The sequence below is a fragment of the uncultured Gilvimarinus sp. genome, from assembly GCF_963972205.1.
In the GTDB taxonomy this organism is placed as follows: Bacteria; Pseudomonadota; Gammaproteobacteria; order Pseudomonadales; family Cellvibrionaceae; genus Gilvimarinus; species Gilvimarinus japonicus.
In genome coordinates this window covers 20,482-46,853 of the sequence record NZ_CAXAUC010000003.1, presented here as the reverse complement: position 1 = coordinate 46,853, position 26,372 = coordinate 20,482, and the positions used below count along the sequence as shown (strand labels likewise).

The window sequence follows — 26,372 nt, the reverse complement described above, 5'->3', positions numbered from 1 at the left end:
GTCACGTAAAGTAACGTATGGGAAGGGGTAACTACAGTGCTGCGAGATCTGGCATCGACACTGAGGTGGGCGGTGGCCAAAGGATAGGCTGGGTAAAAATAATAAAACACCTATTGCCATAACCACATTTTGCGATTAGCCTGATATTAAATATCATAATGTTGTTTTTATAAGGGTACTGGGTATCCTTGGGCGGAGTGCTGCTACTAAAGCTGGATGCGCTCGCCTCTGTGAATACAACTAAAATAAATAAGGAGAAGACCATCTTTTGAGCCGGTTTATTTCTACGCGCACAGCGCTTGCCGTAAATGTTGCACTGGTGGTAAGTGGCATGCTTTTCAGGTGGGCAGCGAACGCACAGTGTAATTTAACAAGCTTTACTATCGCCTCGTTTCCAGGCGTTTCCTCTTGGCCCCGATTGTGAAATCGGGGCCTTTTTTATGTAAGAGGGCAAGGTTGTCAATGTCATCACTACGGTTTGCGTTAGCGTGGCTTGCGCGAAATAAAAGATCGTAGCAAGAATGAAAAAGTAAATAAAAACGGAGTTTGTGATGAGGCTAGTCTTATTGTTAAGTGTCATGTTTATGTTGGTCAGTTGTGGTGGGTCAGGCGGTGCTCCGGCCTCTGTAAGTTCGACGACAAATTCAGTGGTAGGCTCGGTAAGTTCTGCGACCACCAGCCGCGAGCAAAGCTCGGCGGCTTCGGTGTCCAGTCACTCTAGTTCGAGCGCTGCAAGTGATGCTTGCCCTGAGGGGAGGCGCATAGTTGGTTACTTTCCTAGCTGGCAAGGGAGTGTGGTGGATATTCAATACGATTACTTAACGCATATTAATTACGCTTTTGTAATGCCTAAATCGAACGGTGCGCTTGAACCTATGATGACGGGAGATGAAAACGAGCTGATGGAGTTAGTGACGCTGGCTCACGGGCACTCGGTAAAAGTGGGTATTGCGGTAGGAGGCTGGAACGATGGCGACGACAGTGCATTTGTTGCCTTGGCCCGCAGTGCCGCGACGCGGACGTTATTTGTGCAGGAGATCGTCGCTCTGGTTGAACGTTATCAGTTGGATGGTGTGGATATGGACTGGGAATATCCAAGTACCGCCACGCAGGCGGATAACTTTTTGCTGCTGATGCAGGAGTTGCGATTGGCGCTTAATAGGTTAGAGCGCGAGCAGTTTTTGAGTGCCGCGGTAGTCGCCCAGGGAGATTGGAATGGGCAGTATATTCTTAATGATGTTTTTGCCGAGGTGGATTTTTTAAATATTATGGCTTACGACGAGTACGGCGCGTTGGAGCACTCAAGTATGGAGTATGCCGAAACCAGTTTGGACTATTGGATTGCACGGGGTTTGCCGCGATCCAAAGCGGTGCTAGGTGTGCCTTTTTACGCGCGGCCCAGCTGGGTGGCGTACCGTGAGTATGTTGCTAGCGATACCGCCAATGCCTGTATCGATCGTGTTGCGGAAAATTATTACAATGGTTTGCCAACAATTCGCGCCAAGGCGCAGTTAGCCCGCACTAATGCTTGCGGTGTAATGATGTGGGAGTTGAGTCAAGACACCGTTGATCAAACGTCTTTGTTAAAAGCCTTGTGGGAGGTTAGCGAGGGAAGTTCGCCGAGTTATATTTGTCCTAACTAAAACCGTAATGGCTAAAAAAGCAAAACAGGCGCTCTTCTCCTGTGGGCGCTTGTGTCGTCTCGTTTAGTAAGCGTTGCTCTCTGCTAGAATGTAGCCATTTAGTAGACCTTTAATTCAATGCTTGTTTTGAAACGTTATGACTCAGTCTAAGTCCTCCGTACCTACCAAAAAATCTCTGCCAGTTTGGTGGAGTTCAGAGCTGTTGCCGAACCGGCTGTTGCATAAGTTTATGGATCAGCTTGATGCCGGACGCAGGCCCTATGTGAAAGTCACGCCTAAAACGGTACCCGAGCTGTACGATTTTCAGGGGCAAGACGTTGAGTTTTTGTGGGCGCTGCTGAACGATCTTGATCGTGAGTACCATATGCTGACAATTAAGCGGGCGCGGGTTAACCCGCAGCAGGAGCCTTACGACAACGCGCAAATTTACTTTTTACCCGATAAAGAGCCGCTGGTGCGCGAGTGGCTAAACCGGCCGGCACTCGACCCCTACGCGCTTACCTGGGCGCACGAACTTAAACGGCAGCAGCATAAGTTTGAAGATGGCGGCGCCGCGCTGGTGGGGCGCCATGTTCGGGTTAAGGGTATGTCTGCCGCGCAAGTGGTGCGAGCTTTTGCTGTGCTTGGGCAAGAGTTGCAGCGGCCGGTGACGCTAAGGGCGTTGTCGGCCCGCTGCTTTGCGGGCGACTCTAAAGCTCTAGAGTCGTATGAGCTATTGGTGCGTGCCTTGTATCCGTCGCTGTCGCAACAGTTGCAGGCCCGTCCGGTCATGCTGGTGGTGCATCTCGGCCAGCCGCTGGCACATATACTCTTTGTCGAAAACCAAGATACCTTTTTGGCCCTGGCTCAGGCGGACTTGCCTGGCATTACGCTGGTGTATAGCGCCGGTTTTCGCGGTAGTGCGACGCGGGTGCGGGAGCCGGGGCAGGTGGTGTTTTCGTACCTCAACCCAGATGCAGATACGGCGGGTTTTAAGCGGGCTTGGTTTGATGGCGAGGCAAGCTCGCTGCGGGTGAGTTTTTGGGGGGATTTAGACTACGCCGGAATGGCCATTTTAAAAGCGCTGCGTCAAAGCTTTGCGCAGCTAGAGGCGTGGCAGCCCGGTTACGAGCCGCTGTTGGCTCGATTACACGCGGGGCTGGGTCATACGCAGGCCTCGGGCGTTAAAAATCCGCAGCCGGACCCAGGGTTGACCGGGTGCCGTTACGCCGATACGACGCTCTTACCGGCCATTAGGCAAACGCAAAGCTATGTGGATCAAGAGGCGGCCTCGCTCTGTGAGCTGCAGTGTTAGTTAGGCTTTATATCCCTATATAGGTATTTTAGTTCTATTAATTGACTTATATGGGTATATTTTAATGTTTGTGTTTACGGTTTTATGCTATCTTTAAAGCTCGTTTATTAACCTTGGTGCACTTTTGTTGCGAGGTGTTTATGCCGAGTACCGATTACCAGTTAGGCATTGATGATGATGCTAAACGGGCCTTTGAGATCTTTGCTGGCAACCTGAAACAAGCGCGCAAGGCGCGAGGCTGGACGATTCAAGAGGCCGCCTCTCGGGCGCTCCTGTCGGTGAATGCCTACCGCGCCGCTGAGGCCGGTAACTTAGGCACCGCCGCGGGGGTGTATCTCGCCGCGCTTAATGCCATGGGCTTGGCCGACGCCGTGGCCGATTTGGCGGCGCCACACCGCGACGATATAGGCCGACAGATTCAGCAGGCCAACGCTAAGCTGCGGGGGCGTTAATGGCCTATCAGTCGGCTTACGTCTTTGCTCGGCTCGCCGCTGGTGAGTGCCGCTTGGCCGGTACTATAAGCTGTGCGCCGCCGTTGGCGGAATTTGTCTACAGTAAGTCGTGGCTGGCCGAGCCCGAGGCTTACCCCCTCGATCCGGTAAATTTACCTTTAATAAACCGCACCTTTCGCACCCAAAACCCCAAGGGCACCTTTGGCGTTTTTACCGACGCCGGGCCGGACGATTGGGGTACGCGTATTATGTTGATGCACCATAACAGCAGTCCACAAAACGAAGTCGAGCGTTTGCTGCGCACCAGCGGTGGTGGGGTCGGTTTGTTGGAGTTTAGTTTATCGCGCAGCTATCCACGTCGCGCCCCCCAGTTGCCCGGTGTCGAGCTGCTCGATGAGTTGGCCGCCGTCGCGCAAAAAGTACAGGCGCACGAACCGCTCACGCCCGAGCAGTTAGCATTAATTGAGCCCGGCTCATCCATGGGGGGCGCACGGCCTAAAGTAGTCGTGGCCGATAACACTAGTCAGTGGTTGGTAAAGTTCTCGCGCCAACAGGATTTGCTGAACATCCCCGCGCTGGAGTTTTTAACCATGGAGTTGCTGCGCGAGGCTGGACTTCGCGTGCCTGCAACCGGGTTGCGCGAGTTGGGCGGTGGGCATCACGCGTTTTTAATTGCGCGGTTTGATCGGCTCACGGGCCAACCGGTGCACTTTGTTTCGGCTAACAGCCTATTTAACACCTCGCGTTTGCGTATGGTGCGCGACTCGCGTAAGAACCCTTACAGTTACATTAACTTGGCGGCTATTTTGCGCAAACACTCGGCCGAGCCAGTGCAGGATTGTCGCGAATTATTTACCCGTATGCTGTGCAATATTTTGCTTGGCAATACCGACGATCACGCTCGCAACCATGCCATGATGTACTTGGTGGGCGATAGGCGGTGGCGGTTATCGCCGGTATACGATGTCCTGCCAACCTTAGGGGGTGTGCGAGGTCATCAAGCTATGGGTGTGGGCGCGCAAGGCGCCGATGCCACACTGGAAAATGCCCGCTCGCTTTGCCGGCTGTTTTATTTTAGCGATGCCCAAGCGCGCAGCGAGATTGAGCGATTACGCGCGTTAGTAGCTACACTACCTAAGCGCGCCGCTAAGGCGGGAATGGCAGCCGGCGAGGTTCATATGCTTGAGGGTGTGTTAAATCTAGGCGCCTAACGGCGTTGCGGACTTTAATGAATTACCTCGCTATCGATTTATATCGTCTAAACTTATGTAAAGTTTGCCACCTCTGGGTATCTGTTTTATCTCTGCAGGCACTGTTATCGCGGCATCAAACTGTGATGGTGTCGTGATATCAAAGGGTGACGATTTTTGTTGGCCGGTTTTCCCCTTGTAATAAGGACGCTGCAGCCTCACCTAATGGCTATGGGCAGCGGTAAGTGCTGCGTTATTTTCAGGTGTTACCTAACACTCTTGCATTGATAGTTTCCGAGGTACGTTATGTCTCAGTCTGCATCAAGCAATCGTCAATTACTGCTTGCCTCTCGCCCCCAGGGCCGACCAACAGTCGACAACTTTACACTGACCGAGGCGCCGCTACCGAAGCCTGCAAAAGGGCAAGTGTTGTTGCGCACGGTATTTTTATCTATCGACCCTTATATGCGTGGCCGCATGAGTGATGCTGAATCTTACGCCGCCCCCGTCGCTTTGGGTGACGTAATGGTGGGTGGTACTGTATCGCGCGTGGTTAGCTCACAGGCAGATGGCTTTGAGTCGGGCGATTGGGTTGTAGGCTTTACCGGTTGGCAAGACTACGCCACCGCGAGCGGTGAAGGCTTAGTAAAGCTGCCGTCAAGTTTGGCCGAGCCCTCTCACGCACTGGGTATTTTGGGTATGCCGGGCTTTACTGCCTACATGGGCTTGCTGGATATCGGTAAGCCGCAGGCCGGAGAGACTGTTGTCGTTGCCGCAGCGACTGGGCCGGTGGGCGCAACAGTGGGGCAAATAGCCAAGATTAAGGGGGCTCGCGCGGTGGGTGTCGCCGGCGGGCCCGAGAAGTGCCGCTACGCCGTCGAGACTTTGGGGTTTGATGCTTGCATCGATCATAAAGCGCCCGACTTTGCCGAGCAATTAAAAGCCGCCTGTGGCGAGGGTATTGATGTGTACTTTGAAAATGTGGGCGGCAAAGTGTTCGATGCGGTAATGCCGCTGCTAAACACTAAGGCCCGTATTCCGCTGTGCGGCATGGTTTCTATGTACAACAGCACCGGCTTGCCCGATGGCCCGGATCGTTTGCCGCTTTTGATGGGCACGCTGTTGAAAAAGCGTGTCAGTGTTAAAGGCTTTATCGTGTTTGACGACTATGGCCCCGAAATGCCCGAGTTTATGCAGCAAATGAGTCAGTGGTTAAGTGAGGGCAAAGTTCATTATCGCGAACAGCAGGTAGAGGGGCTAGAGCAAGCGCCGCAGGCACTGTTTGATGTGCTTGACGGTAAAAACTTTGGCAAGCTCGTGGTGCGCGTCGGCCCTGACGAATTAAGCTAATGACGTTTATGTTTGCGTCCAATTAAGCGGTTTAAATAATGGCTTTAATGAAACAAGGAAATCCAATGACGCTTATCGTAAGGGTTTTGCTGGCTGTATTTTGCCTGTTTGCGGCAGTCGCGTGCTATGTTTTCGGGGTTCCGGCGGGTGGCGCGATATTTTTACTCATCGGGCTGTTGCTTGAAGGTTTGTTTTGGTTTGGTTTGCTGGGCCACAGGCGTCAGCAATCTTCGGTGCGGTAGCGTCTTCGGGTGGGTGGAAAATCGATACCACCCGTGCTGGACATCAGGATAAGCGACGGCAGGCTACTATTTTGTCATATACGTTATTTATTTTTATATTCACGAAAACTCAGAGGTAAACATGAAAGTACTAATGGTCCTAACATCGCACGATCAGCTGGGCGATACCGGCAACAAAACCGGTTTTTGGCTAGAAGAGTTTACCGCGCCTTACTACGCGTTTTTAGATGCGGGGGCCGAGCTAACCTTAGCGTCGCCTAAAGGCGGTCAACCGCCGCTGGACCCCAAAAGTGACGATCCAGATGGCCAAACAGAAACGACCAAGCGTTTTTCTGATGACGCGATAGCGCAAAAGGCGTTAGCGAATACCCAAAGGTTGGAAAATATTAACGCCGACGATTATGACGCAGTGTTTTACCCCGGCGGTCATGGCCCCTTGTGGGATTTAGCTGAGAGCGCTAAGTCAGTCGCGTTAATTGAGTCTTTTGCAAAAGCGAATAAGCCCCACGGTTTTGTCTGTCATGCGCCAGCCGTTTTGCGCGATGTAAAAGGCGAAAACGGTGAGCCGCTGGTAAAAGGTAAAAAAGTCACAGGCTTTAGTAATAGCGAAGAAGACGGCGTAGGCTTAACCGACGTTGTCCCATTTTTGCTGGAGGATATGCTTAAAAGTAACGGCGCTGAGTACCAAAAAGGCGATGACTGGCAAAGCTTTGCTCTGGTTGATGGTCTTTTGGTGTCGGGCCAAAACCCGGCCTCATCGGCGCAGGCGGCCAATCTTTTGTTGGCGTTGTTAGCCTAGATATAGAAACTTAAACGTAAATTTTACCCCAAACCCTGCGTTTAGCCCAAAGGCTTTGCGCGGGGTTAGCGTTTACCGTTACGCGCATCCAGTTCTCGTTGCATATTTTCCAGCATGTCTTCTCCCGTCGAGGCTTTCCCGTCACAGTTAGACATATACCAATCTCGCGCAACGCCGCGTTTTTGTATCGCTTGCGCTTTTAAACAACTGTCATAGCCTAAGTCCGCAACCGTTGTCCTGTGGGCATTGGTCCAAGTGTGATTGTTGGTGGCGCGCGCCCTTGGCTGTGAAAGCCGTTGTGTTTTTGCCTTGTTAATTTTTTGCTGTAAATGCGGGTGAAAAACCTGATGGTTTGTCGCTGCAGGCGAGGCTGTACCTGTTGTACTGGGTGTTAGGTTTAATGGGTTTGTCGTCTGAAAATTCTCACTGTTTGCGGTATCCGGGGGTGGAGTGACGGCCGGGGTTCGGTCAGAAATCGTAGTGTGTTGAGCTGATACTGGTTCCGGTTCTGGTTGTAGCATCTTTGGGAGTTGAGGCGCCGGAGCTTGTTTGTGTCTGTGCAGGGCGACCTGAATCACCGGCATTAGGTCTTCTATCGGGTTGGCGTCACCCAGTTTTCGCATTTGATGCTCTGGCCAAAAATAAAATGCAGTACCGTGCATCACCACGGAGATCACAAGTGTGACGCTTAGTAACCTAGCATTTTTCGGTTTGGTTGCGGGCTGCTGTGATAGCTCCTTACCCCATTCAGGCACAAAATTGAGAACTGGTTCTGGCAGTTTTGGTTGCCGCACAAATGGAGGTCGAGTATAAACAGCTCGAAAATAGAGTTGTCGGATATCCATGTCCACAGACATTTAAGGGCGCTCGGTTATTCTTAGTCGCCGCTAAGACAAGCCGAACGAGGGATAGTTTCGATGGATTTTCGGTGGTGCGGTGGAGAAAAATACCGGTAGGCTATGCTGTATGGTCGTAAGAAAATAAAGTAGCTCGTGCGGCGGTCCGCACGAGCTAGAGGGGCGTTAAAACGTAAATTTAACACCGCCGCCAAAATAATTAACGTCTGCGACATCTATGTCGTAAAAATTGGCCTCACCAATAATGGATAATCGTGGGCTTAGCATATACTCGCCGCCAATACCGTACGCGGCATCGGTGCCGTCGATTGTTTCTGTCTCGCTAAATTCAGTATTGCCTGAGGAGGCGGTTATTTCGGCTTCAAACTCCCAAGCAAAAATACCGGCCTTGCCGTATAGCGAGAACTTTTCAGAGATAGGGATGGAGGAAACAAATGTCGCTTCGGCGCCATAAATACTGATGGTGGCGTCTTCGTCAAAGCCATCAAAATCGAGTTCTTCTTCGAAATCGAATGATCCCAAGTAAGTCGCTCCACCCTGCACGGCAAAGTATTTGTTGATTTGATAGCCAGCTTGCGCACTCATTCCAAGAGCGTTATCCAGCTCGTCCTCATCGGGGGTTGATAAACCGCCAGTACCTCTTACGTAAAAGTCGGCCAGAGCAGATTGTGTTGCTAGGCTTAGTGCGAAGCCTGAGGCGAGTAACCATTTGATATTAAGCATGAGTGTTAACTCCTTGAGAGATGTGCACAAGCATTGTTGCTTACGCTCCTTGGGGCGCGGATTCTAATAAGCTGGACGCATAATTTCAATGGTAAGTTGTGGCGCTTATCGGTTAAGGCTGCATTTAGGCGAGTCGCTGCGCAATCGGCTCCTCGTCTCTAAGCGTTAGCACCTCAACCCCATTGGCGGTCACAGCCAGGGTGTGTTCCCATTGAGCCGATAGTTTTTTGTCGCGGGTAATGACGGTCCAGTCGTCTTTTAAGGTTTTTGTTTTAGCTGAACCTTGATTAATCATCGGCTCAATGGTGAAAGTCATGCCTTCTTGCAATACTAAGCCGGCACCTGGGCTGCCGTAGTGCAGCACCGACGGTGCCTCGTGCATCTGCTGGCCAATACCGTGGCCGCAGTAATCTCTTACCACGCTAAAACCGTTCTGGTGAGCGTAACGGGCAATGGCGTAGCCTACATCACCCAGTGTATTACCCGGCTTTACTGCGTCAATGCCACGCCATAGCGCCTGGTAGGTGGCGTCGACTAACGTGCGGGCTAAAGGTGTGACATCACCAATGCAATACATTTTGCTGGAGTCCGCGATATACCCGTCCTTTTCCAGCGTAATATCAATATTGACAATATCACCGCTTTTTAATGGTTTGTCTGTTGGCAAACCGTGGCACACGACATAATTGGGTGAGGCGTTTAAGGTATATGGGTAATCGTACTGACCAAGGCTTGCCGGGCGTGCGTTTAAAGCTTCGCGAATATACTGCTCCACCCAGTTGTTAATCGTCATGGTGGTGACGCCTTCCATCATGCGTTTATCCAGCTCGGCAAACACCTGCGCTAACAGTTTGCCGGCACGGCGCATTTTGGCCAGTGCCTCGGGTGATTTTAAAATAATCTCATTCATTGTAACTGCCTCGCGTGAGTTCCGTCCCAGTTAACTCAGCCCGAATCAGTTCGGCAAAGGTTTTATCTTGGTTAAGCTCCGCCAGCCGCCCGATTTTTAGCCAAAACTCCGCCTGTGCGTTAATCGAGCGCTGCATCACGCCGCTGGCGTGGCGCAGCTCGTCGTGCAGTGCGTCGGATACTTTTACGATACCCATGGTGGGTGTGCCTCCAACTGTAAATATGCGAAGTATATATGAATCGTATACTATGGTGTGTGAATAATTGTTTAGGGACGGCGTAGCAGAGGTGTAGATGCGTGTGGCCAGCGGCAGGTGCTATTGCGCCATTGAATGATGATAGTATTCGTACTTCAAAATGATTCTCTTCAGCTGGATCAGGCACAGACGTTCGGCCTGTCTTTAGCAGACAGCCGTGATCAATTTTTACGTGGAGGGAGCATTCATGCCAGTTTGTTTTGATATTGGCGGCACAAACATTCGCTCGGGTTGGCCCGACCAAGAGGGGATTGTGCAAATCGTTAATCAGTGCGCCACACCCGATGCTTCACTAGAAGCATTTTTAACGGTGTTGGTTGCAATGGTGCAAAGCGCCCCAAGCGCGCAACAAGATTTTGTGGCCATTTCGATTACCGGCTTTGTAAATACTAAATCCGGCGAACTCACGATTGCGAATATACCTTATTTAAAAAACCGAAACCTTGCCGAGCTATTAGAAGCGCGCGTGAATGTGCCGGTTGTGGTCGCCAATGATGCGGACTGTTTGGCACTTGCGGAGGCTCATGTCGGTGTCGCAAAAGGTGAGCGCAATGTCTTTGCGATTATCTTGGGTACCGGAGTGGGTGGCGCTTTGGTGCTGAACGGCCAAGTGGTGACAGGCTTTGGCGGAATTTCAGGCGAGTGGGGACACGGTCCTGTTGTCGACCCCACTGCCGGTGGCTTAGTAGAGCATATGGGTTATTTTCAGTGCGGATGTGGCCAAACAGGATGCTTAGATACGGTCGGTGCTGCCCGTGGGATGGAGAGTGTGCATAAAGCGTTAAGCGGCACGACGATCGGGGCAAAGCAAATTTTGCATGGCTGGCGTAACGGTGAGGCTGACGCGGCAAAAACAGTCGAGGTATGCACCGAAATGCTCGCCCGAGTGCTTAGCGTAGTGATTAATACGTTTGGCCCGGGCTCTGTGCCTGTTGGCGGTGGCTTGGCGAACGCGCAGGATTTTATCGCAAAAATCGATGCAAAAGTTCGCGCTATAGTGTTGTCGCAATACGATCGGCCGCTGGTTGTTCAGGCGCAGCATGTGGCCAACGCCGGTCTTGTGGGGGCGGCTTTTTTACGCCCAGATAGCAAGGTGGGGAAGCTGTAAATGGCGAAGGTTATTTTTGAGGTGTGTATTGATGCGCCACAGGCACTTAATAATGCCAAGCAGGGCGGCGCGGATCGGGTAGAGCTTTGCGCTGCATTGGTAGCTGGTGGGCTTACGCCAACACGTGCGCTGATGCGTTTTGCCACGGCCGAGGCCGTGCCCGCCCATGTGATGATTCGCCCACGGGGCGGCGACTTTTGTTTTACGGCCGCCGAAGTACAGCTCATGCTCGATGATATCGCGCAAGCGCGAGATGAAAACATGCAAGGCGTGGTGCTTGGGGCGACGCATCAAGATGGAACACTCGATTTAGAAACATTGGCAAAGCTCGTAGCGGCTGCCAGCGGAATGGACATCACCTTGCATCGCGCGTTCGACTTGACGCCAGATCCATTCGTGGCACTAGAGCAGGCGATTGCGTTAGGCTTTAATCGTATTTTAACCAGTGGCCAACAAAAAACAGCCTTGCAAGGCAAACAGCTACTGGCACGTCTCATCGATAAAGCCGATGGGCGCATCGAGATTATGCCTGGCAGCGGCATTAATGCCGTTAATGTCCGCGAGTTGGCCACACTAATGCCACTGACTTGCGTACATGCCTCGTGCTCGGAGTTTATACCGCAAGCGCCAGAAGCAGCGATAAAACTTGGATTTTGTGCCACTGAGGGGCGGCGGCAGACCAGCCTTGATGTGGTGCAGCGGATGACTGATATTTTGGTTGCGCTTGGGGCTTAGCCTGACCTTTTGCCTATTAAAATGAGTTGCAGTGTCGTTTAAGGTTGTATTGTGCGCCATAGGCGGGTTTTTTAAACTGCCTTCCGCCGCTTTGGCAGATCCCTGCTTAATTACCCTTTTAGTAGGCCTACGTTCGACGGGCTGCTAGAGTTAAAAAGTAGTACTTCGTGGCGGGTTTTAATATGTAGCGTGTCGGCTATACCGGTGCGCCGACAGTGTTAACATTAAGTTACATAATTTAGGAGATTTTGCGTGTAATCTGGTTGCATGTCACTGCATGGTCGGCTGGTTTTTTCAGGGCTTATTTGCAGGTTACGGATCAAACAGCAACATTACAGGGATCACTAATGCGCCTTATCAACTATATTATTATCTTGTCTGTTCTTCTCGTTACTGCGTGTGGCGGTGGGGAAAGCTCTTCCAGCAGCTCGTCATCAGTATCCAGCTCTTCCAGCAGCAGTGAATCTAGCTCTAGCAGTTCAGTGGCGGTTATTTCACCCGAATCTGCCCCAGCAAACCTTACCCTGCAGTTAAACCCGGTAAAACACTTTAACTTTAGCTGGGATGCGGTTGAGGGCGCGGATTACTATCAATTATTTGAGAACGCCGACGGGGCGTCGGGCTTTATTCGAGTGGCCGACAACATAGAGGCCACCAGTTATGACCACGAAGTGGCGCTGTATTTGCGCAGCCATGCCAGTTATTTGGTTCAGGCTTGCAATGTCGCCGGTTGCAGTGATGAATCAGAAACGGTGAGTGTGAGCGGTAATCTCGCTGAGGCGGTGGGTTACATTAAGGCGCCGGTAACATTAGGTGCTACGCTCTTGATGAATGATCAGAACGTTTCTCAGGGGTTTGGCGATATCGTAGCGTTATCGGGCGACGGCTCGATATTAGCGGTAGCCACACGTAATGATCTTGGCGGTGTGACGGACACTAGCGAAGATGCAGCGGTGCTTTTTGAGCAGGGGGGAGCGGCGGTCTATGTATTTACTAAAACCGATGCCGGGTGGCAGCAAACCGGCAGTGTTAGCGAACTGAGTGCTGATGTTACCTCGTTGGCATTATCTGATAACGGTGATGTGTTAGCGATCGGGCTGAGAGGAGAAAGCGGTGGTAGTACGGGTATCAATGGCGATGAGGCCGATCAGAGTGCTAGTGCCAGTGGCGCAGTTTATGTATACCGAGACAACGATGGGTGGGAAAACGAAGCGTATATAAAGGCGTCTAATGCTCGCGCGTCTGACTGGTTTGGCTTATCGCTTGCGCTGTCTGCCGATGGGGCGACACTCGCGGTAGGTGCACCCGCAGAAAGAGGCCTTGCCACAGGCGTTAATGGCGATGAAGCGTTGCGCGATAGCGCCTCTTTTTTTATTGGTGCTGCCTATGTTTTTACCGATGGTGATAATGGCTGGGAGCAAGAAGCCTATGTAAAATCCATCGAAGCTGGAGGTCAATTCTTTGGTGATGCGGTAGCGTTGACGGCAGATGGCTCGTTACTGGCGGTTGGCGCTAGGCGCTCAACCTTTACCGCCGGGGCGCCAGAAGGTATCCGTTATAACGGTGTTCACCTCTACCGAAAAACAGATGGCCAGTGGCGAGCTGACACTATCGTAAACTCATCCGAGCCTTCACTTGGTTCGAATTTCGGTACTTCAGTGGCGCTTTCTTCTGATGGGGCCTTGCTCGCAGTGGGGGAGGATACCCTTGGGGCATTTTCTGACCTTGACCTTTTTAATAAAGGGAGAGTCCATACTTATGTTCAGGTCGATGATCAGTGGGTTTTCCAGACGATGTTGCAGCCCGAAAATGAAAACAAGTTTAATCAGTTTGGCCGTAACATTGCGATGTCTAGTTCGGGCGATTTAATCGCTGTATGCGCTCCTAGTGATTACGGCGATTCGGTAGCACTAGAGCCTGACTCGGGCGCGGAAACGCTGTCTGAAAGTGGAGCCGCTTATGTTTTCACCGAGCAAGACGGTGAGTGGTTGCAGCAGTCGTTTATTAAAGCCCCAAACCCCGATAGTGGTGATTATTTTTGCGGGTCGTTAGGATTAAGCGCAAATGGTTCGACACTGGCGGTAGGCGCACGCGGAGAAAGCGGGTCGGCGACGGGTGTTGGTGGTGATATGAATAACGACGCTAGCGGTGCTGGGGCTGTGTATCTGTATTAAGGTTAGTTGTGCCGCTTAAAGCGGGCTTTTAATATGCCCGTGTCGCCGGGCGTGGCGAGTTACTTTTCTTTTGTTTTGGGCAAAAGAAACCTAACGAAAAGAAAAGCCCACCCCGGCATCTCAGCCCTAACGGGCCCCCTCGCTCCGGCCGATTTTAGCGGGCCGCATCGACACGCCGTCCATGGCGTGGCGATGCTTGCGTACGCATCCGTGCGTACTTACCCCCTAAAATAGGCCTCCGCTCGGCTGGCTGCAGGGGCCCCAAAAGCGGCACTTCGTAGCTGATTGGTGCGCGTGGTTGTGTTTATTGATTTAGCGTAATACTCTGCGGTAAAAATATAAGCGCGAAGCGTATTTTCTTCGGGCAAGGAGTTGTCAGGTATGACGTTATTTTTTTCATGTCAAAAGTACCCTACCTTTCTTTAGTCCAATCTCTGTCCGAGATGGTTTGCCGTGGAATACGTGTCAAATGTAAGGCTTGACCCCAATGACTTTGAGTATTGTCGAGTTTGACTCGAGTCTGGCAATAAATCCCGCGTTAGATTATTTACGGGGAGCCACTCGGATTATTAGTTTTGGAAAAGCTTTCTCATCAAATACTATTCCGCAAAAAGGTATTAAAGGCACAAAGCCCAAGGCCCCTCAAAGTTCATCAGAGCGGGGGCTTGAGTCAATGAAGTCGTTTTACGAAGAGTTAAATGGGGGGGGCAACAGTGGATCTTATTGCTTCATCTAATGCGTTGCCATATACGGCTGTATTAACGATAGATAGGGAGTTTCTAAATGATCCGTCCATGTCTGACCTTGTATATGGACATTTTCGTATTTTAGCAAAGGTTATTCGGGTGGTGAGGGATGATAATGATGAAAAAGGTATAAATTTAATTCGAAAAACCACTTTTAGTACGTTCCCTGACGAGATCCTAGAAGGTACTGCTGAGCGCCTTAATCAAGTTGCAGAGGACAGAAACTTTAATCTCCCCTAGTTTGAGCGAGAAGTCAAAGGGCCCGCTATACAACTAATCCCAATTGCAATATTTTCGTGACCTAAAATGAATCAAACCATTGGAGGCAGAGCTGTTGATTTTTCATTACTAGGCCTCTTTTTTACGCCCCCCCTAGCCTGGCAACGAAGCACCGCTTTCCAATCCCCTGCAGCCAGCCGAGCGCAGGCCTATTTTAGGGGGTAAGCAAATAGGATATTTGCGCAAGTCTCGTCAGGGCAGGGACGCCCTGTCGAGACGGCCCTCTAAAATCGGCCGGAGCGAGGGGTGAGGCCTAGCGTTTGCAAAGCACTGCTTTGCGCGTAGCCGAACGACAGCAAGCTGTGCTTGCTGTCCGGACGCTTAGCGACGTAGGGCTGAGATGCCGGGGTGGCCTCTTTTGATGACTTTTCTGGCCAAACAGAAAAGTCATTCGCCTGCCCGGCGACTGAGGGCAAACAAATCGAAGACTAAACTACAGTAAGTCGTATAGCACCCAAAAAGCCGAATGCTCTCACTCAAAAAGTACCGAAACCTAGTTTCGATACTCCTCCACTGTAGGGCAAGAACAAACCAAATTCCGATCCCCATACACATTATCAATCCGGTTCACGCTCGGCCACACTTTGTGCTCTTTTAACCACGCCGCCGGGCGGCTTGCTTGCTCGCGCGTATAAGGACGATCCCAATCCGCTTGCATCACATCGTCCTGGGTGTGTGGGGCGTTGTGTAGCGCGCTGGTGTCGTAGCTGACGTCGCCGCTTTCGATCTGGGCGATTTCTTTGCGGATGGTGAGCATGGCCTCGCAAAAGCGGTCCAGCTCGGGTTGCGACTCGGATTCAGTTGGCTCAATCATTAACGTGCCGGCCACCGGGAATGACATGGTCGGTGCGTGAAAACCAAAATCCATTAAACGCTTGGCGATGTCTTCTTCGGTGATGCCGCTGGCGTCTTTTAACGGGCGTAAATCGAGCAGGCATTCGTGTGCGACAAAACCCTCGGAGCCCTTGTATAAAATCGGGTAGTGATCGCCCAATTTTTTGGCCACGTAGTTGGCATTAAGAATGGCTTTTTGGGTGGCTTCAAGCATGCCGGTTTGGCCCATCATTTTAATGTACATCCAGCTAATGGGCAGGATGCTGGCCGAGCCCCAGGGGGCGGCCGAGATGGTGCCGTTGGCGGTGTCGGTGTTGGGCACGGGTTGCACCGGGTGGGCGGGCAAAAAGGGTTTTAAGTGTTCGGCCACGCCAATGGGGCCCATGCCGGGGCCGCCACCACCGTGGGGAATACAAAAGGTTTTGTGCAGGTTTAAGTGCGACACATCGCCGCCGAATTTACCCGGCGCTGCTACGCCGACCAGTGCGTTCATGTTGGCGCCGTCGATATACACTTGCCCGCCAATGTTGTGCACGGCGGCGCACAGTTCGGTAATGCCCTCTTCGAACACACCGTGGGTAGACGGGTAGGTGACCATAATGCAGGCGATGCGGCGGCCGTACTCGGTAATTTTTGTGTTTAAGTCGGCGAGGTCGACGTTGCCTTTAGCATCGCAGTTCACCACCACGACTTTCATGCCCACCATCTGGGCGGACGCAGGATTGGTACCGTGGGCAGAGGCGGGGATTAAACAAATATCGCGATCAGCCTCGCCGTTGTGCTCAAAGTATTTTTTAATGGCAACAAGGCCCGCGTATTCGCCTTGACTGCCGGCGTTGGGTTGCAGGCTGACGGCGTCGTAACCGGTACAGGCCTCAAGCATTTGTTGCAGCTCGGTAAATAATTGGCTGTAACCTTGCGCCTGGTCGATGGGCGCAAACGGGTGCAGTTTGCCAAATTCGGGCCAGGTTACCGGAATCATCTCGGCGGTGGCGTTGAGCTTCATGGTGCAAGAGCCGAGTGGGATCATCGAATGATTCAGGGCAATGTCTTTTGCCTCTAGCCGCTTTAGGTAACGCAGCATGTCGGTCTCGCTGTGGTAGCTGTTAAACACCGGGTGGGTGAGTACCGCATCAGTGCGCCGCTGCACATCGGGCAAGCCGTGGGGCAGGTTGCCGCTGGCGAGCTCAGCGTCCAGCTCATGTAAATCTAAACCGTGGTCGCCGGCGCAGAACACATTAAGGAGTTGGCTGATGTGTTTAAACGTGGTGGTCTCGTCCAGGCTGATACCCAGGCAATCGTCGCCCACTAAACGCAGGTTGATTTCGTTACCTAAAGCGCTTTGATAAAAACCGCGCTGGGCATCGCGCCCGACTTTAACGCACAGAGTGTCAAAGTATTGCTCGTGGCGTAAATCAAAGCCGTGCTTTTTAAGGGCGGTGGCGACGATATCGGTTAAGCGCGCAACGCGCTCGGCAATACGGGTTAAGCCATCGGGGCCGTGATAGATGGCGTAAAACACGCTCATGACCGCCAGCAGTACCTGTGAAGTACAGATGTTGGAGTTGGCTTTTTCGCGGCGGATGTGTTGCTCGCGGGTTTGCATCGCCATGCGCAACGCGGTTTTACCGCGGCTATCGACCGAGACGCCAATAATACGGCCAGGTGCGCTGCGCTTAAAGGCATCTTTAAAGCCAAAAAATGCCGCGTGCGGGCCGCCAAAGCCCATGGGTACACCAAAGCGTTGGTTGGTGCCGATCACCACATCGGCGCCCATCTCGCCGGGTGATTTAAGCAGCATTAGGGCGAGTAAATCGGAGGCGACGGTAACCAGTTTTTTCTGCTCATGGGCCGTGGCGATAATATCGGTTAAGTCGCGTACCTGGCCGGTGGTGCCAGGGTATTGCAGCAGGGCGCCAAAGCATTCTGTGTCGGCGAGCTTTTCGGCCTCGTCGACAATCACTTCAAAGCCAAAGTGTTCGGCGCGGGTTTTAACCACCGCGATGGTTTGCGGGTGAGTATCGGCGGCCACAAAGAACGCGTCGGAGCGGTTCTTTTTGTTTTGTCGCTTGCACATGGCCATTGCTTCGGCGGCGGCGGTGCCTTCATCCAGCATTGAGGCGTTGGCTAAGTCCATGCCGGTTAAATCGATGATCATTTGCTGAAAGTTTAACAGCCCCTCTAAGCGACCTTGGGCGATCTCGGGCTGGTAGGGGGTATAGGCGGTGTACCAGCCGGGGTTTTCCAGCACGTTGCGCAAAATAACGTGGGGCACGTGGGTGTCGTAGTAGCCCATGCCGATAAAGCTTTTGTACAGCTTGTTTTTGCCAGCGATGGCTTTTAGCTCGGCCAGCGCCTCGACCTCAGATTTAGCCGGCTCTAGCGCTAGTGGCTCTTGCAGGCGGATTTTGCCCGGCACTGTCTTCTCGATCAGCTCATTGATGGAACCTACGCTCAGCGCTTGCAGCATCGCGCTGGTTTCACTGGCGTCGGGGCCAATGTGGCGACCGATAAACGCATCGTGGTGGGCAAGCTCGGCCAGTGGGGCGCGGCGAAAATCCTGAGTCATAGGGAGTCTCTTTAATGGCTGGAACGTTGGTGCTGGAAAGAGTTTTTGGGGGCCATAGCTGGCGCCCCTATAAAGGGGCGCAATAGTAGCAATTGGCGGCGTTTTGAGCAATTGTAGCGGCCGGTAAAAGCGGCAAGATTGTTGCGCTTTATGGCGATTAATGGCCCTGACACTAGTGCTTAGGCTAGTCGCGAGCTATATTGTTTTGCGATAATAGCAGACGGACACTTTTATAATCAGAACTGCATCTTGGCAGCGGCTCCGGTGCTGCTGTATTTGCTGCGACCATGCAGTCGGGCGTGAGCCCAAAACGTGTAACTGCTCGCAGAAAATTGCTCCTGCATTTTGGGCACTCGGGCCATCCGTGGTCCTCGGCGCGCAGATCCTTTAACTTGGCGATGTGAATGGAAATACCCGGTTACAAAATTATAGATACCCTCGGAGAAGGGGGCATGGCAACGGTTTACCTCGCTATTCAGCAAAGCTTTGAGCGCGAGGTGGCCCTCAAGGTGATGTCGTCACAGCTGTCTAAAGACCCAAGCTTTGGCGAGCGCTTTTTGCGCGAGGCTCGTATTGTCTCGCGCTTGGTGCACCCCAATATCGTCACGGTTTACGATGTGGGTGTGCACAAGGGCAACCATTATTTGTCGATGGAGTATGTGCCGGGTGAGGATCTTAAGCAGCGCCGGGGCAGCCTAACGCTGGCGCAGATTCTTAATTTGGTGAAAGACGTGGCTCGCGCGCTGGATTACGCCGGCAATAAAGGCTACATCCATCGCGATGTAAAACCCGAGAATATCATGCTGCACGCCGAGGATGGCCGCGCGGTACTGATGGACTTTGGTATTGCCCGCGCCACTGATATCGGCTCGGGCATGACCCAAACCGGTACCACCATGGGCACGCCGCACTATATGAGCCCCGAGCAAGCCAAGGGCGTTGCGGTAGATCCGCGCAGCGATATTTACAGCCTGGGCGTGGTGTTGTTTCAGCTGTTGGCCGGGCGGGTGCCGTTTGATGGCGATTCGGCCGTGGCGGTGGGCATTATGCATGTGTCTGAGTCGGTGCCGGCACTGCCTGAGTATTTGGCGCTGTTTCAGCCGATTATTGATAAAGCGCTGGCAAAAAAGCCCGAAGCGCGCTACCAAACCGGTCGCGAGCTGGTGGACGAGCTTGATGCGCTGGACCCCGAGGCCTTGGTGGTCGCCCAGGAAGAGCTGGCTAAGGTGCCGGTGATCGACTCGGTATCGGACACCGATCCGACCCCGTTTGCCACACCTGTGGTAGCGGCCCGGACGGTGGTTAGCGCTAATGACGACGCAACCGTTACGGCCCGCACAGAGGATTTTCGTGTCAGTGGTGACGATAGCATCGGCGATTATGGCTACACGCCAGTCGCCCCCAGTGCCGTTGCATCACGCGCAGGGGGCGGGCTCTGGTTGACGCTGCTGTTGGTGATCGGCGGTGCAGCTGGCTGGTATTTTTGGCCTGAGCTTGAAGGGCACTATCAACGCTTGATGAGCGATGCTAATCCGCTGCCCACATCGACTCAGGTGGCGTCGCCGCAAGCAGTGGCTTCCTCTGAACCTTCGGTAAGCCCAGACGCTAACAGTGTTGCGGCGGTGGGTAACACACAAGTACCAGCCGCGCCGGACACGACCCGTTGGGACAGCTCTGTGAGCGCCGGCCCCGCTGGGGTTGCCTCGTCACCCGTTGAGTCATCGAGCCTGGCCAGTAGCGCCAATACCGCTAATGGCGCGCCCTCGGATTTGTTGTTAACGGCGCGGATGCTGCGGGCCCAGCTAGAGCGCGATCCGGCACAAGGGGTGTTGTTGGCGCAATCGTATCGGCAGCTGTTAAATTCGGACGACCCGGCCGACCGCGAGGCCGGTGCCGAGGGCATGGCCGAGCTGGAGCAGTGGTTTGACGCGCGCTTTGCCGCCGCCATTGACGCGGCCGATGTCCAGACCGCCCGCGAGGTAATGGCTATTGCCCGGCAAGCGTTGCCCGACGAGGCCCGCGAGGCGCGCTATCAGGCCTTGCTGGCGCCACTACAAGCCAGTGAATGGTTGGCGGCTAAGCTGGCCGACGGCGAGCGCTACCTAGAGCAAAATGCCTTAAGCTCGCCCGACGGCGCCAATGCGGTGGAGAGCTACCGGGATATCCTGCAAGCCTATCCGGATAACGCCGAGGCCCACGCCGGCTTGCAAGCGGTAGTGCGCCGTTACCAGGTGTTGGCGCAAGCGGCTGCGCAAGAGGGTGACACTGAGCGGGCACTGATGTTAACCGAGCGCGGTTTGCAGTTAGATGCCGGTGATGAGGCTTTAAATAAGTTGCGTGATCGACTGTCAAGCGTCAATGCAGAGATAGGCCCGCTTATGGCAAACGCCCGAACGCAGCTGGCGGCCGACCGCTTGATTAGCCCCAAAGGCGACAACGCGTTTGCATCACTGCAAGCGGTGTTGGCTATTGAGCCAGAGCACCAGCCGGCGCTAAACGCTCTAGACGAGCTGGAGCAGGCTCTGATTCGGCGCATCGACAGTATGATTCGCGGCGGCGCGCTGGATGAGGCCTCTTTGCAGTTGGCCAGCGCGCGGGATCGGTTTCCGCAAAGTCAGTCGCTGTTAACCCGCCGCTTGCAGCTCGAGCAGTTGAACGAGGCAAATTTGCCTACGGTGACTAATTTTAGTGTCGCGGCGCAGCCTATCGAGGCGGTAAGCGCCGCGCGCGATGTGGTATTGGTTGCCGACCGGGTGATTTATCTAGGTTTCGAATACAGTAAGTTTACCGGTGACACAGGCGTTGTTCAGGCCAGTTTGTTTGACGGCTCGCGCAGCACGCAAATTGCTCAGGTGCCGGTGATTGTTACCGGTGCCTCGGGGGTAAAGTTTTTTCGGATTGAGCGGCCGGTTGCGGGCTTTAGCGAAGGCGGCTATAACGTCGATTTAACCTTGGGCGATCAGCGTTTGGCCACGGTGGCCTTTCGGGTGGTTCAGTAGCGGTAGCAGTGCGTTGGGAGCTGCGTTTTGGGCGCGGCTCGTTTAAGCGTAGCGATTGCGTGACGGCGGTGATACATTGCCTATTGATGTGCGGCTAGCATTACAATAACAAACTGGGGTGTCACACGCGGCACCTAAAAGAGGATGACCATGAACCGACAGGGTATCGCTATCAGTGTGCTCGCGCTGCTGACGCTCAGCGGTTGTCAAACCCCGCCCGATGTTAAGCAAGTGCAAGATGAAAACCTCCAGCTGCAAACCGAGCTTGCTCAGGCGCGCGGTAAAATCGATGCCTTGGCATCCGAGCAGGATCGCCTGCAGCGCGAGATCGACGAATTAAACCGAGTAAAGTCAGTGCTCGATACGGAAAAAACCGTGCGGGTGCAGGAGTCGAGCGATTTGCGCGGCCAAGTGCGCCGCTTTGTGCAGCGCGAGATCGACATGCTGAAAGAGTTTATGGTGCAAAGCGATTTGCTCGATTATGTGGGCGGTGAGCTGGTGCAGCGCAGCCGTGTCGATAGCGAGCCGTTATTGCTGGTCGATATGGCTAATCAGATGCCGGGCAGCGGAACCATCACGGGGGTAAGCGCACATTTTGTGAAGCCGGGTACTTTTAATGTGCAGGTGTTGCGCCCGGTGGATGACCAGCTGGTGGTTATCTGGCAAAGCGCCCGGTTGCAGGCCACGCAGTCGGGGGTTCAGCGGGTAAACTTTCCTGTCAGTGTCGGGGTAGAGCGCGGCGACCTTATTGCCTACCAGTTTAACGAGGCAGGCTTGGTCAGTTTTGATACGGGCACTGGCGATACCCGGTATACCGACGACTCTGTGGCACTGGGTGAGCTTATTAAAGTGCGCAGTCTACGCGGTGAAAGCGATAAACGCGCCTACTCGGTTGGGGTGTACGGGCTGCTTAACTAAGCTGGCGTTTTGGTAAATGCCGCAGACAAAAAAGCAGCCGAAGCTGCTTTTTTTGTCTCACAGGTTGGGCCGAGGCTATTACTCGTCGCCGCCCGCCATTTTGGACTGTAGGTAATTCTGGATACCGACTTTCTCGATCAGGCCCAGCTGGGTTTCCAGCCAGTCGACGTGTTCTTCCTCTGACTCAAGAATATTGTTCAGAATATCGCGGCTGACGTAATCGCGAATTTCCTCACAGTAGGCGATGCCTTCGCGCAGATCGGGAATGGCCTTTAGTTCCACCTTCATGTCCGACTCCAGCATCTCTTTGGTATTTTCACCAATGTGCAGTTTGCCAAGATCTTGCAGGTTGGGCAGGCCCTCCAAAAACAAAATACGCTCTACGAGCATGTCGGCGTGTTTCATCTCATCGATAGACTCGTGATACTCGTGATCGGCCAGCTCTTTTAAGCCCCAATCTTTGTACATACGCGCATGCAAAAAATACTGGTTAATGGCGACCAGCTCATTGCCGAGCACTTTGTTTAAAAACTGGATAACCTTGGGATCACCTTTCATGACTGTCTCCTCGCCGGCGCAGGCTGCGCTTTGTTAACTAATCGGCGTAAGTCTGGCCCCGTTAGGCTAGTCTGTCAAGTGTAAGTGTTTGATGTGTAAGGAGTTTTAAACGATTAAGCGATTTGTTCTTATTGCGTTTTGCGTTTGTCTGGGCAGCTGTGGTGCTTTAGTAGGCCTGAGAGGCTCAGGCCACGGCGTAAAATTGCGGCACACCCGCCAGCATGGGGACTTCTTGCAGGGTTTCGTCCAAGATCTCGCGGGTGAGGGAGGCGCACTTGCCGCACTGGCTGGCAACGCCCAACGTTTTGCGCAGTTTGCCTAGGCTATGGGCGCCCTCGTGAACAGCCGCTTCGATCTGGCGATCGGTAATACCTTTGCAGAGACACACGTACATTCGTAACAATACCTGCGTAGTAATTAAGTGATAATGAGATAGTATTGGTAATGAGAATCTATGTCAATAATTTGTGAGAATAATTGGCATTAAGAATGAGTGTTTTTGGTTCTAAGGCCGTTCGTAAGGGGTGACTCTGCCTTGGGCTGTGGCCACCGGAGCAGTAAAAAGCAATCGATGCCATATAGAAAATCAATGTGACTCCCTATATAGAGTGTGTAAGATAGTGCAACACTATTAGGGCTTAGGCTGCTAATTGTTAAAACTTTACCGCACTTCTCTGAGTGCTGGGTTGCAATCGCCATTGTGACCCCCATCTTTCAGTGGAGTTTTATTTAGTCCGTCAAACTTATGGAGGTTACGACATGGGCGTATTAGTAGGAAAACAGGTTCCAGATTTCACCGCAGCGGCCGTATTGGGCAATGGCGAAATCGTTGATGAGTTCAAGCTGGCTGAAGCCATTAAAGGCAAAAAAGCGGTTATCTTCTTTTACCCGCTGGACTTCACCTTTGTGTGCCCGTCTGAGCTGATTGCTTTTGACAACCGTTTTGAAGCGTTCCAAAAACGCGGCGTGGAAGTGATTGCGGTGTCTATCGACTCGCAGTTTACCCACAGCGCATGGCGTAACACCGCCGTAAACGAGGGCGGTATTGGCCAAGTTAAGTACACCATGGTTGCCGACACCAAGCACGAAATTTGTCAGGCGTTTGATGTTGAGTCTGAAGGTGGTGTTGCTTTCCGCGGCTCGTTCCTGATCGACGAAGACGGTTTGGTTCGTCACCAGGTCGTTAACGATCTGCCACTGGGCCGCAATGTTGACGAAATGCTGCGCATGGTTGACGCCTTGGCGTTCCACCAGGAGCACGGCGAAGTTTGCCCAGCTGGCTGGCAAGAAGGTGACAAAGGTATGGACGCGTCGGCCACTGGCGTTGCCTCTTATCTGTCTGAGAACTCTGGTAAGCTGTAAGTACAGCGACCAGCTCTCGACCGAAAACCCGGCTTTGGCCGGGTTTTTTTATGCCTGTCGTAAAGTGAGTTTGCAGTGTATGGGCCGGTTATAACCAGATGTGCCATTTTGAGGGAAAACTGAGACTTAGCTAGAAGAAAATAAACTAAAAAAACACTAGCGTAGCGACGAGTTTAGCCGTTTAATGCGCGCGAATTTGGCGTCATGCATAGCGCGTGATTCTGACGGTTTTGGGGTGGTCTGCTGAGGTGGGTCGCCCCTTCTTTTTTGCCGCAACAAAAAAGCCCTGGAGGCAAGTGATGAATGAATTTAATGGTGTGATTAACATCAATGATTACTACAGCGACGAGACGTTTGCGCGTATCAAAGCGTTTGCCGATAAACGCGAGACGCCATTTGTTGTCATCGACTTGCCGACCATCGCCCGCGCTTACGACGAATTAGTCGGTGAGTTTGATTACGCCGATGTGTACTACGCCGTCAAAGCCAACCCGGCGGTCGATATTCTGACGTTGTTGCGCGATCGCGGCGCCAACTTTGATATCGCTTCGCGCTACGAGCTGGATAAAGTGATGGGGCTTGGTGTAACCGCCGAGCGCATCAGCTATGGCAATACCATTAAAAAGGCCCGTGACGTGCGCTACTTTTACGAGCGCGGTGTCCGCTTGTTTGCCACAGATTCTGAAAGTGACCTGGAGGCGATTGCCCGCGAGGCACCCGGCGCCAAGGTCTACGTGCGGGTGTTAACCGAGGGTACGCTTACCGCCGATTGGCCGCTGTCGCGAAAGTTTGGCTGCGAGACCGAAATGGCCATGGAGCTTTTGATTCAGGCGCGTGAGCTGGGCCTGGAGCCCTATGGTGTATCGTTTCATGTGGGCTCACAGCAGCGTGAAATTGGTGCCTGGGACGCCGCCCTTGCCAAGGTTAAAGTGATTTTTGATCGCCTGCGGGACGAGCAAGATATTGTGTTGCAGATGATCAATATGGGCGGTGGCTTTCCGGCCAACTACATCAGCCGTACCAACGATTTGGCCACTTACGCCGAGGAGATTACGCGCTTTTTACAAGAGGATTTTGGCACCGAGTTTCCGCGTATTATTATCGAGCCGGGCCGCTCGTTAATCGCTAACGCCGGTGTGCTGGTGAGTGAGGTGGTGTTGATCTCGCGTAAATCGCGCACCGCCCTTAGCCGTTGGGTATTTGTGGATGTGGGTAAGTTCTCAGGTCTAATCGAAACGCTGGACGAGTCGATTAAGTACCCGGTTTACACCGAAAAAGACGGCGAGGACGAAGGCTGTGTATTAGCTGGCCCCACCTGCGATAGCGCCGATATTATGTATGAGAACTTTAAGTATCCGTTGCCGTTGTCGCTTGCGGCGGGTGATCGACTTTACTGGCTCTCTACGGGTGCCTACACCACCAGCTACAGCGCGGTAGAGTTTAATGGCTTTCCGCCGCTTGTTGAGTATTGCATTAGTTAATGAGTGTGGCGGTTTGCTACTGCCACGACGATTTATTTGCTACATTGCCTCGCTCAAGTCATAACGGGAGAGCCCAGTGAGCGAGGCACGCAACATTCAACTAGAGTCCGGCTGGCTGGCGGAGTTGGGCGACGAATTTGATCAGCCCTACATGCGCCAGCTAAAAACGTTTTTAAAGGCCGAGAAACAAGCGGGTAAAGTGATTTACCCGCCTTCGGGCGAGATGTTTAATGCTTTTAACAGCACCCCGTTTGCACAAGTCAAAGTTGTTATCTTAGGGCAAGACCCTTATCACGGCCCCGGCCAAGCTCATGGCTTGAGCTTTTCGGTACCGTCGGGCGTACGTATCCCTCCCTCCCTGCAAAATATCTTTAAAGAAATCGAGCGTGACTTAGGCATCCCCCGGCCCAATCACGGCAACCTACAAGCCTGGGCCGAGCAGGGCGTGTTGTTGCTAAACGCCACGTTAAGCGTCGAGCAAGCCAACGCCGGCTCCCATCAAAAGCGGGGCTGGGAGCAATTTACCGATCACGCTATTGAGGCGCTTAATCGTGACCGCGAAGGTTTGGTGTTTTTACTCTGGGGGAGCTACGCGCAAAAGAAAGGTCGTTTAATAGATACCAATAAACACTTGGTGCTTAAATCGGTGCATCCGTCGCCATTATCGGCTCATCGCGGATTTTTGGGGTGCGGGCATTTTAGTCAGGTCAATGAGTACTTGCAGGCTAAGGGCCAGGCGCCGATTGATTGGGCGCTATAGTATGTTGAATGTTTCTGCGCTGCGCGCTTGTAAACACCCGAAACCTCCACAATAATCAGAGCCTACTAAGCCTGCGTGTACTGCTCAGTTGCTCGAACGGGCCGCTGCCGCCTAGGCGGCTAGGACAGTCGCC

23 protein-coding genes are annotated in these 26,372 nt (G+C 53.0%); 16 read left to right on the top strand and 7 right to left on the bottom strand.

Features of this window, described 5'->3' with window-relative positions; all coding sequences use genetic code 11:
• The first annotated feature begins 551 nt into the window (after positions 1-551).
• From AACY82_RS07205 to AACY82_RS07175, 7 genes are all read left to right on the top strand, one after another.
• Complete coding sequence (locus AACY82_RS07205; RefSeq protein ID WP_339616112.1) at positions 552-1,643, top strand: glycoside hydrolase family 18 protein; 1,092 nt, start codon at positions 552-554, stop codon at positions 1,641-1,643.
• A 136-nt stretch (positions 1,644-1,779) separates the two neighbouring features.
• Positions 1,780-2,937 (top strand): Wadjet anti-phage system protein JetD domain-containing protein, encoded by a 1,158-nt coding sequence (locus tag AACY82_RS07200; RefSeq protein ID WP_339616111.1) that lies wholly within the window; start codon positions 1,780-1,782, stop codon positions 2,935-2,937.
• Between the two features lie 140 nt (positions 2,938-3,077).
• Entirely contained in the window at positions 3,078-3,389 is a 312-nt protein-coding gene (locus AACY82_RS07195; protein WP_339616110.1) for a helix-turn-helix transcriptional regulator, read from the top strand.
• Complete coding sequence (locus AACY82_RS07190; protein WP_339616109.1) at positions 3,389-4,600, top strand: type II toxin-antitoxin system HipA family toxin; 1,212 nt, start codon at positions 3,389-3,391, stop codon at positions 4,598-4,600. Before AACY82_RS07195 ends, AACY82_RS07190 begins: the two co-directional genes overlap by 1 nt.
• Positions 4,601-4,885: 285 nt before the next feature.
• The gene (locus AACY82_RS07185; RefSeq protein ID WP_339616108.1) at positions 4,886-5,929 is read left to right on the top strand and encodes an NADP-dependent oxidoreductase; all 1,044 of its coding nucleotides are present in this window, start codon (positions 4,886-4,888) and stop codon (positions 5,927-5,929) included.
• Positions 5,930-5,967: 38 nt separating this feature from the next.
• Positions 5,968-6,171 (top strand): hypothetical protein, encoded by a 204-nt coding sequence (locus AACY82_RS07180; RefSeq protein WP_339616107.1) that lies wholly within the window; start codon positions 5,968-5,970, stop codon positions 6,169-6,171.
• A gap of 121 nt (positions 6,172-6,292) precedes the next feature.
• A complete protein-coding gene (locus AACY82_RS07175) occupies positions 6,293-6,970 on the top strand; it encodes a type 1 glutamine amidotransferase domain-containing protein (protein ID WP_339616106.1) in 678 nt (225 codons plus the stop codon).
• Positions 6,971-7,035: 65 nt separating this feature from the next.
• Here AACY82_RS07175 and AACY82_RS07170 read toward each other — a convergent pair whose 3' ends face one another.
• The 4 genes from AACY82_RS07170 to AACY82_RS07155 all read right to left on the bottom strand — a co-directional run bounded on the left by AACY82_RS07170 (position 7,036) and on the right by AACY82_RS07155 (position 9,656).
• The gene (locus AACY82_RS07170) at positions 7,036-7,827 is read right to left on the bottom strand and encodes a hypothetical protein (protein WP_339616105.1); all 792 of its coding nucleotides are present in this window, start codon (positions 7,825-7,827) and stop codon (positions 7,036-7,038) included.
• A gap of 165 nt (positions 7,828-7,992) precedes the next feature.
• A complete protein-coding gene (locus AACY82_RS07165) occupies positions 7,993-8,550 on the bottom strand; it encodes a porin family protein (protein WP_339616104.1) in 558 nt (185 codons plus the stop codon).
• A 124-nt stretch (positions 8,551-8,674) separates the two neighbouring features.
• A complete protein-coding gene (gene map, locus AACY82_RS07160; protein WP_339616103.1) occupies positions 8,675-9,460 on the bottom strand; it encodes a type I methionyl aminopeptidase in 786 nt (261 codons plus the stop codon).
• Positions 9,453-9,656, bottom strand: a complete 204-nt coding sequence (locus AACY82_RS07155; RefSeq protein ID WP_339616102.1) for a ParD-like family protein — start codon at positions 9,654-9,656, stop codon at positions 9,453-9,455. Before AACY82_RS07155 ends, map begins: the two co-directional genes overlap by 8 nt.
• A gap of 247 nt (positions 9,657-9,903) precedes the next feature.
• On the opposite strand from AACY82_RS07155, the gene AACY82_RS07150 reads away from it, so the two are divergent.
• The 4 genes from AACY82_RS07150 to AACY82_RS07135 all read left to right on the top strand — a co-directional run bounded on the left by AACY82_RS07150 (position 9,904) and on the right by AACY82_RS07135 (position 14,719).
• Positions 9,904-10,824, top strand: a complete 921-nt coding sequence (locus AACY82_RS07150) for an ROK family protein (protein WP_339616101.1) — start codon at positions 9,904-9,906, stop codon at positions 10,822-10,824.
• Positions 10,825-11,559, top strand: coding sequence for a copper homeostasis protein CutC (locus AACY82_RS07145; protein WP_339616100.1), 735 nt, complete (start codon positions 10,825-10,827; stop codon positions 11,557-11,559).
• A gap of 347 nt (positions 11,560-11,906) precedes the next feature.
• Positions 11,907-13,733 (top strand): hypothetical protein, encoded by a 1,827-nt coding sequence (locus tag AACY82_RS07140; RefSeq protein ID WP_339616099.1) that lies wholly within the window; start codon positions 11,907-11,909, stop codon positions 13,731-13,733.
• 713 nt (positions 13,734-14,446) lie between these two features.
• On the top strand, positions 14,447-14,719 hold the full coding sequence (locus tag AACY82_RS07135) for a hypothetical protein (protein ID WP_339616098.1): 273 nt from the start codon (positions 14,447-14,449) through the stop codon (positions 14,717-14,719).
• 532 nt (positions 14,720-15,251) lie between these two features.
• Here the strand turns inward: AACY82_RS07135 and gcvP are convergent.
• A complete protein-coding gene (gene gcvP, locus AACY82_RS07130; RefSeq protein ID WP_339616097.1) occupies positions 15,252-18,161 on the bottom strand; it encodes an aminomethyl-transferring glycine dehydrogenase in 2,910 nt (969 codons plus the stop codon).
• A 404-nt stretch (positions 18,162-18,565) separates the two neighbouring features.
• Here gcvP and AACY82_RS07125 point away from each other — a divergent pair, with 404 nt between their 5' ends.
• Both AACY82_RS07125 and AACY82_RS07120 read left to right on the top strand, forming a co-directional pair.
• Positions 18,566-21,160: a protein kinase gene (locus AACY82_RS07125; protein ID WP_339616096.1), complete on the top strand. Its 2,595-nt coding sequence runs from the start codon at positions 18,566-18,568 to the stop codon at positions 21,158-21,160.
• 150 nt (positions 21,161-21,310) lie between these two features.
• Positions 21,311-22,078, top strand: coding sequence for a hypothetical protein (locus AACY82_RS07120; protein ID WP_339616095.1), 768 nt, complete (start codon positions 21,311-21,313; stop codon positions 22,076-22,078).
• A 78-nt stretch (positions 22,079-22,156) separates the two neighbouring features.
• Here the strand turns inward: AACY82_RS07120 and bfr are convergent, their stop codons facing one another.
• Positions 22,157-22,636 carry a bacterioferritin gene (gene bfr / locus AACY82_RS07115; protein WP_339616094.1) on the bottom strand — a complete coding sequence of 160 codons (480 nt, stop codon included), beginning with the start codon at positions 22,634-22,636 and terminating at the stop codon, positions 22,157-22,159.
• 184 nt (positions 22,637-22,820) lie between these two features.
• Positions 22,821-23,030: a bacterioferritin-associated ferredoxin gene (locus AACY82_RS07110; protein ID WP_339616093.1), complete on the bottom strand. Its 210-nt coding sequence runs from the start codon at positions 23,028-23,030 to the stop codon at positions 22,821-22,823.
• A gap of 365 nt (positions 23,031-23,395) precedes the next feature.
• Here AACY82_RS07110 and AACY82_RS07105 point away from each other — a divergent pair, with 365 nt between their 5' ends.
• From AACY82_RS07105 to ung, 3 genes are all read left to right on the top strand, one after another.
• Positions 23,396-23,998, top strand: coding sequence for a peroxiredoxin C (locus tag AACY82_RS07105; RefSeq protein ID WP_339616092.1), 603 nt, complete (start codon positions 23,396-23,398; stop codon positions 23,996-23,998).
• 299 nt (positions 23,999-24,297) lie between these two features.
• The gene (locus tag AACY82_RS07100) at positions 24,298-25,479 is read left to right on the top strand and encodes a type III PLP-dependent enzyme (protein WP_339616091.1); all 1,182 of its coding nucleotides are present in this window, start codon (positions 24,298-24,300) and stop codon (positions 25,477-25,479) included.
• A 94-nt stretch (positions 25,480-25,573) separates the two neighbouring features.
• Positions 25,574-26,239, top strand: coding sequence for a uracil-DNA glycosylase (gene ung, locus AACY82_RS07095; protein WP_339616344.1), 666 nt, complete (start codon positions 25,574-25,576; stop codon positions 26,237-26,239).
• The last annotated feature ends 133 nt before the right edge of the window (positions 26,240-26,372 follow it).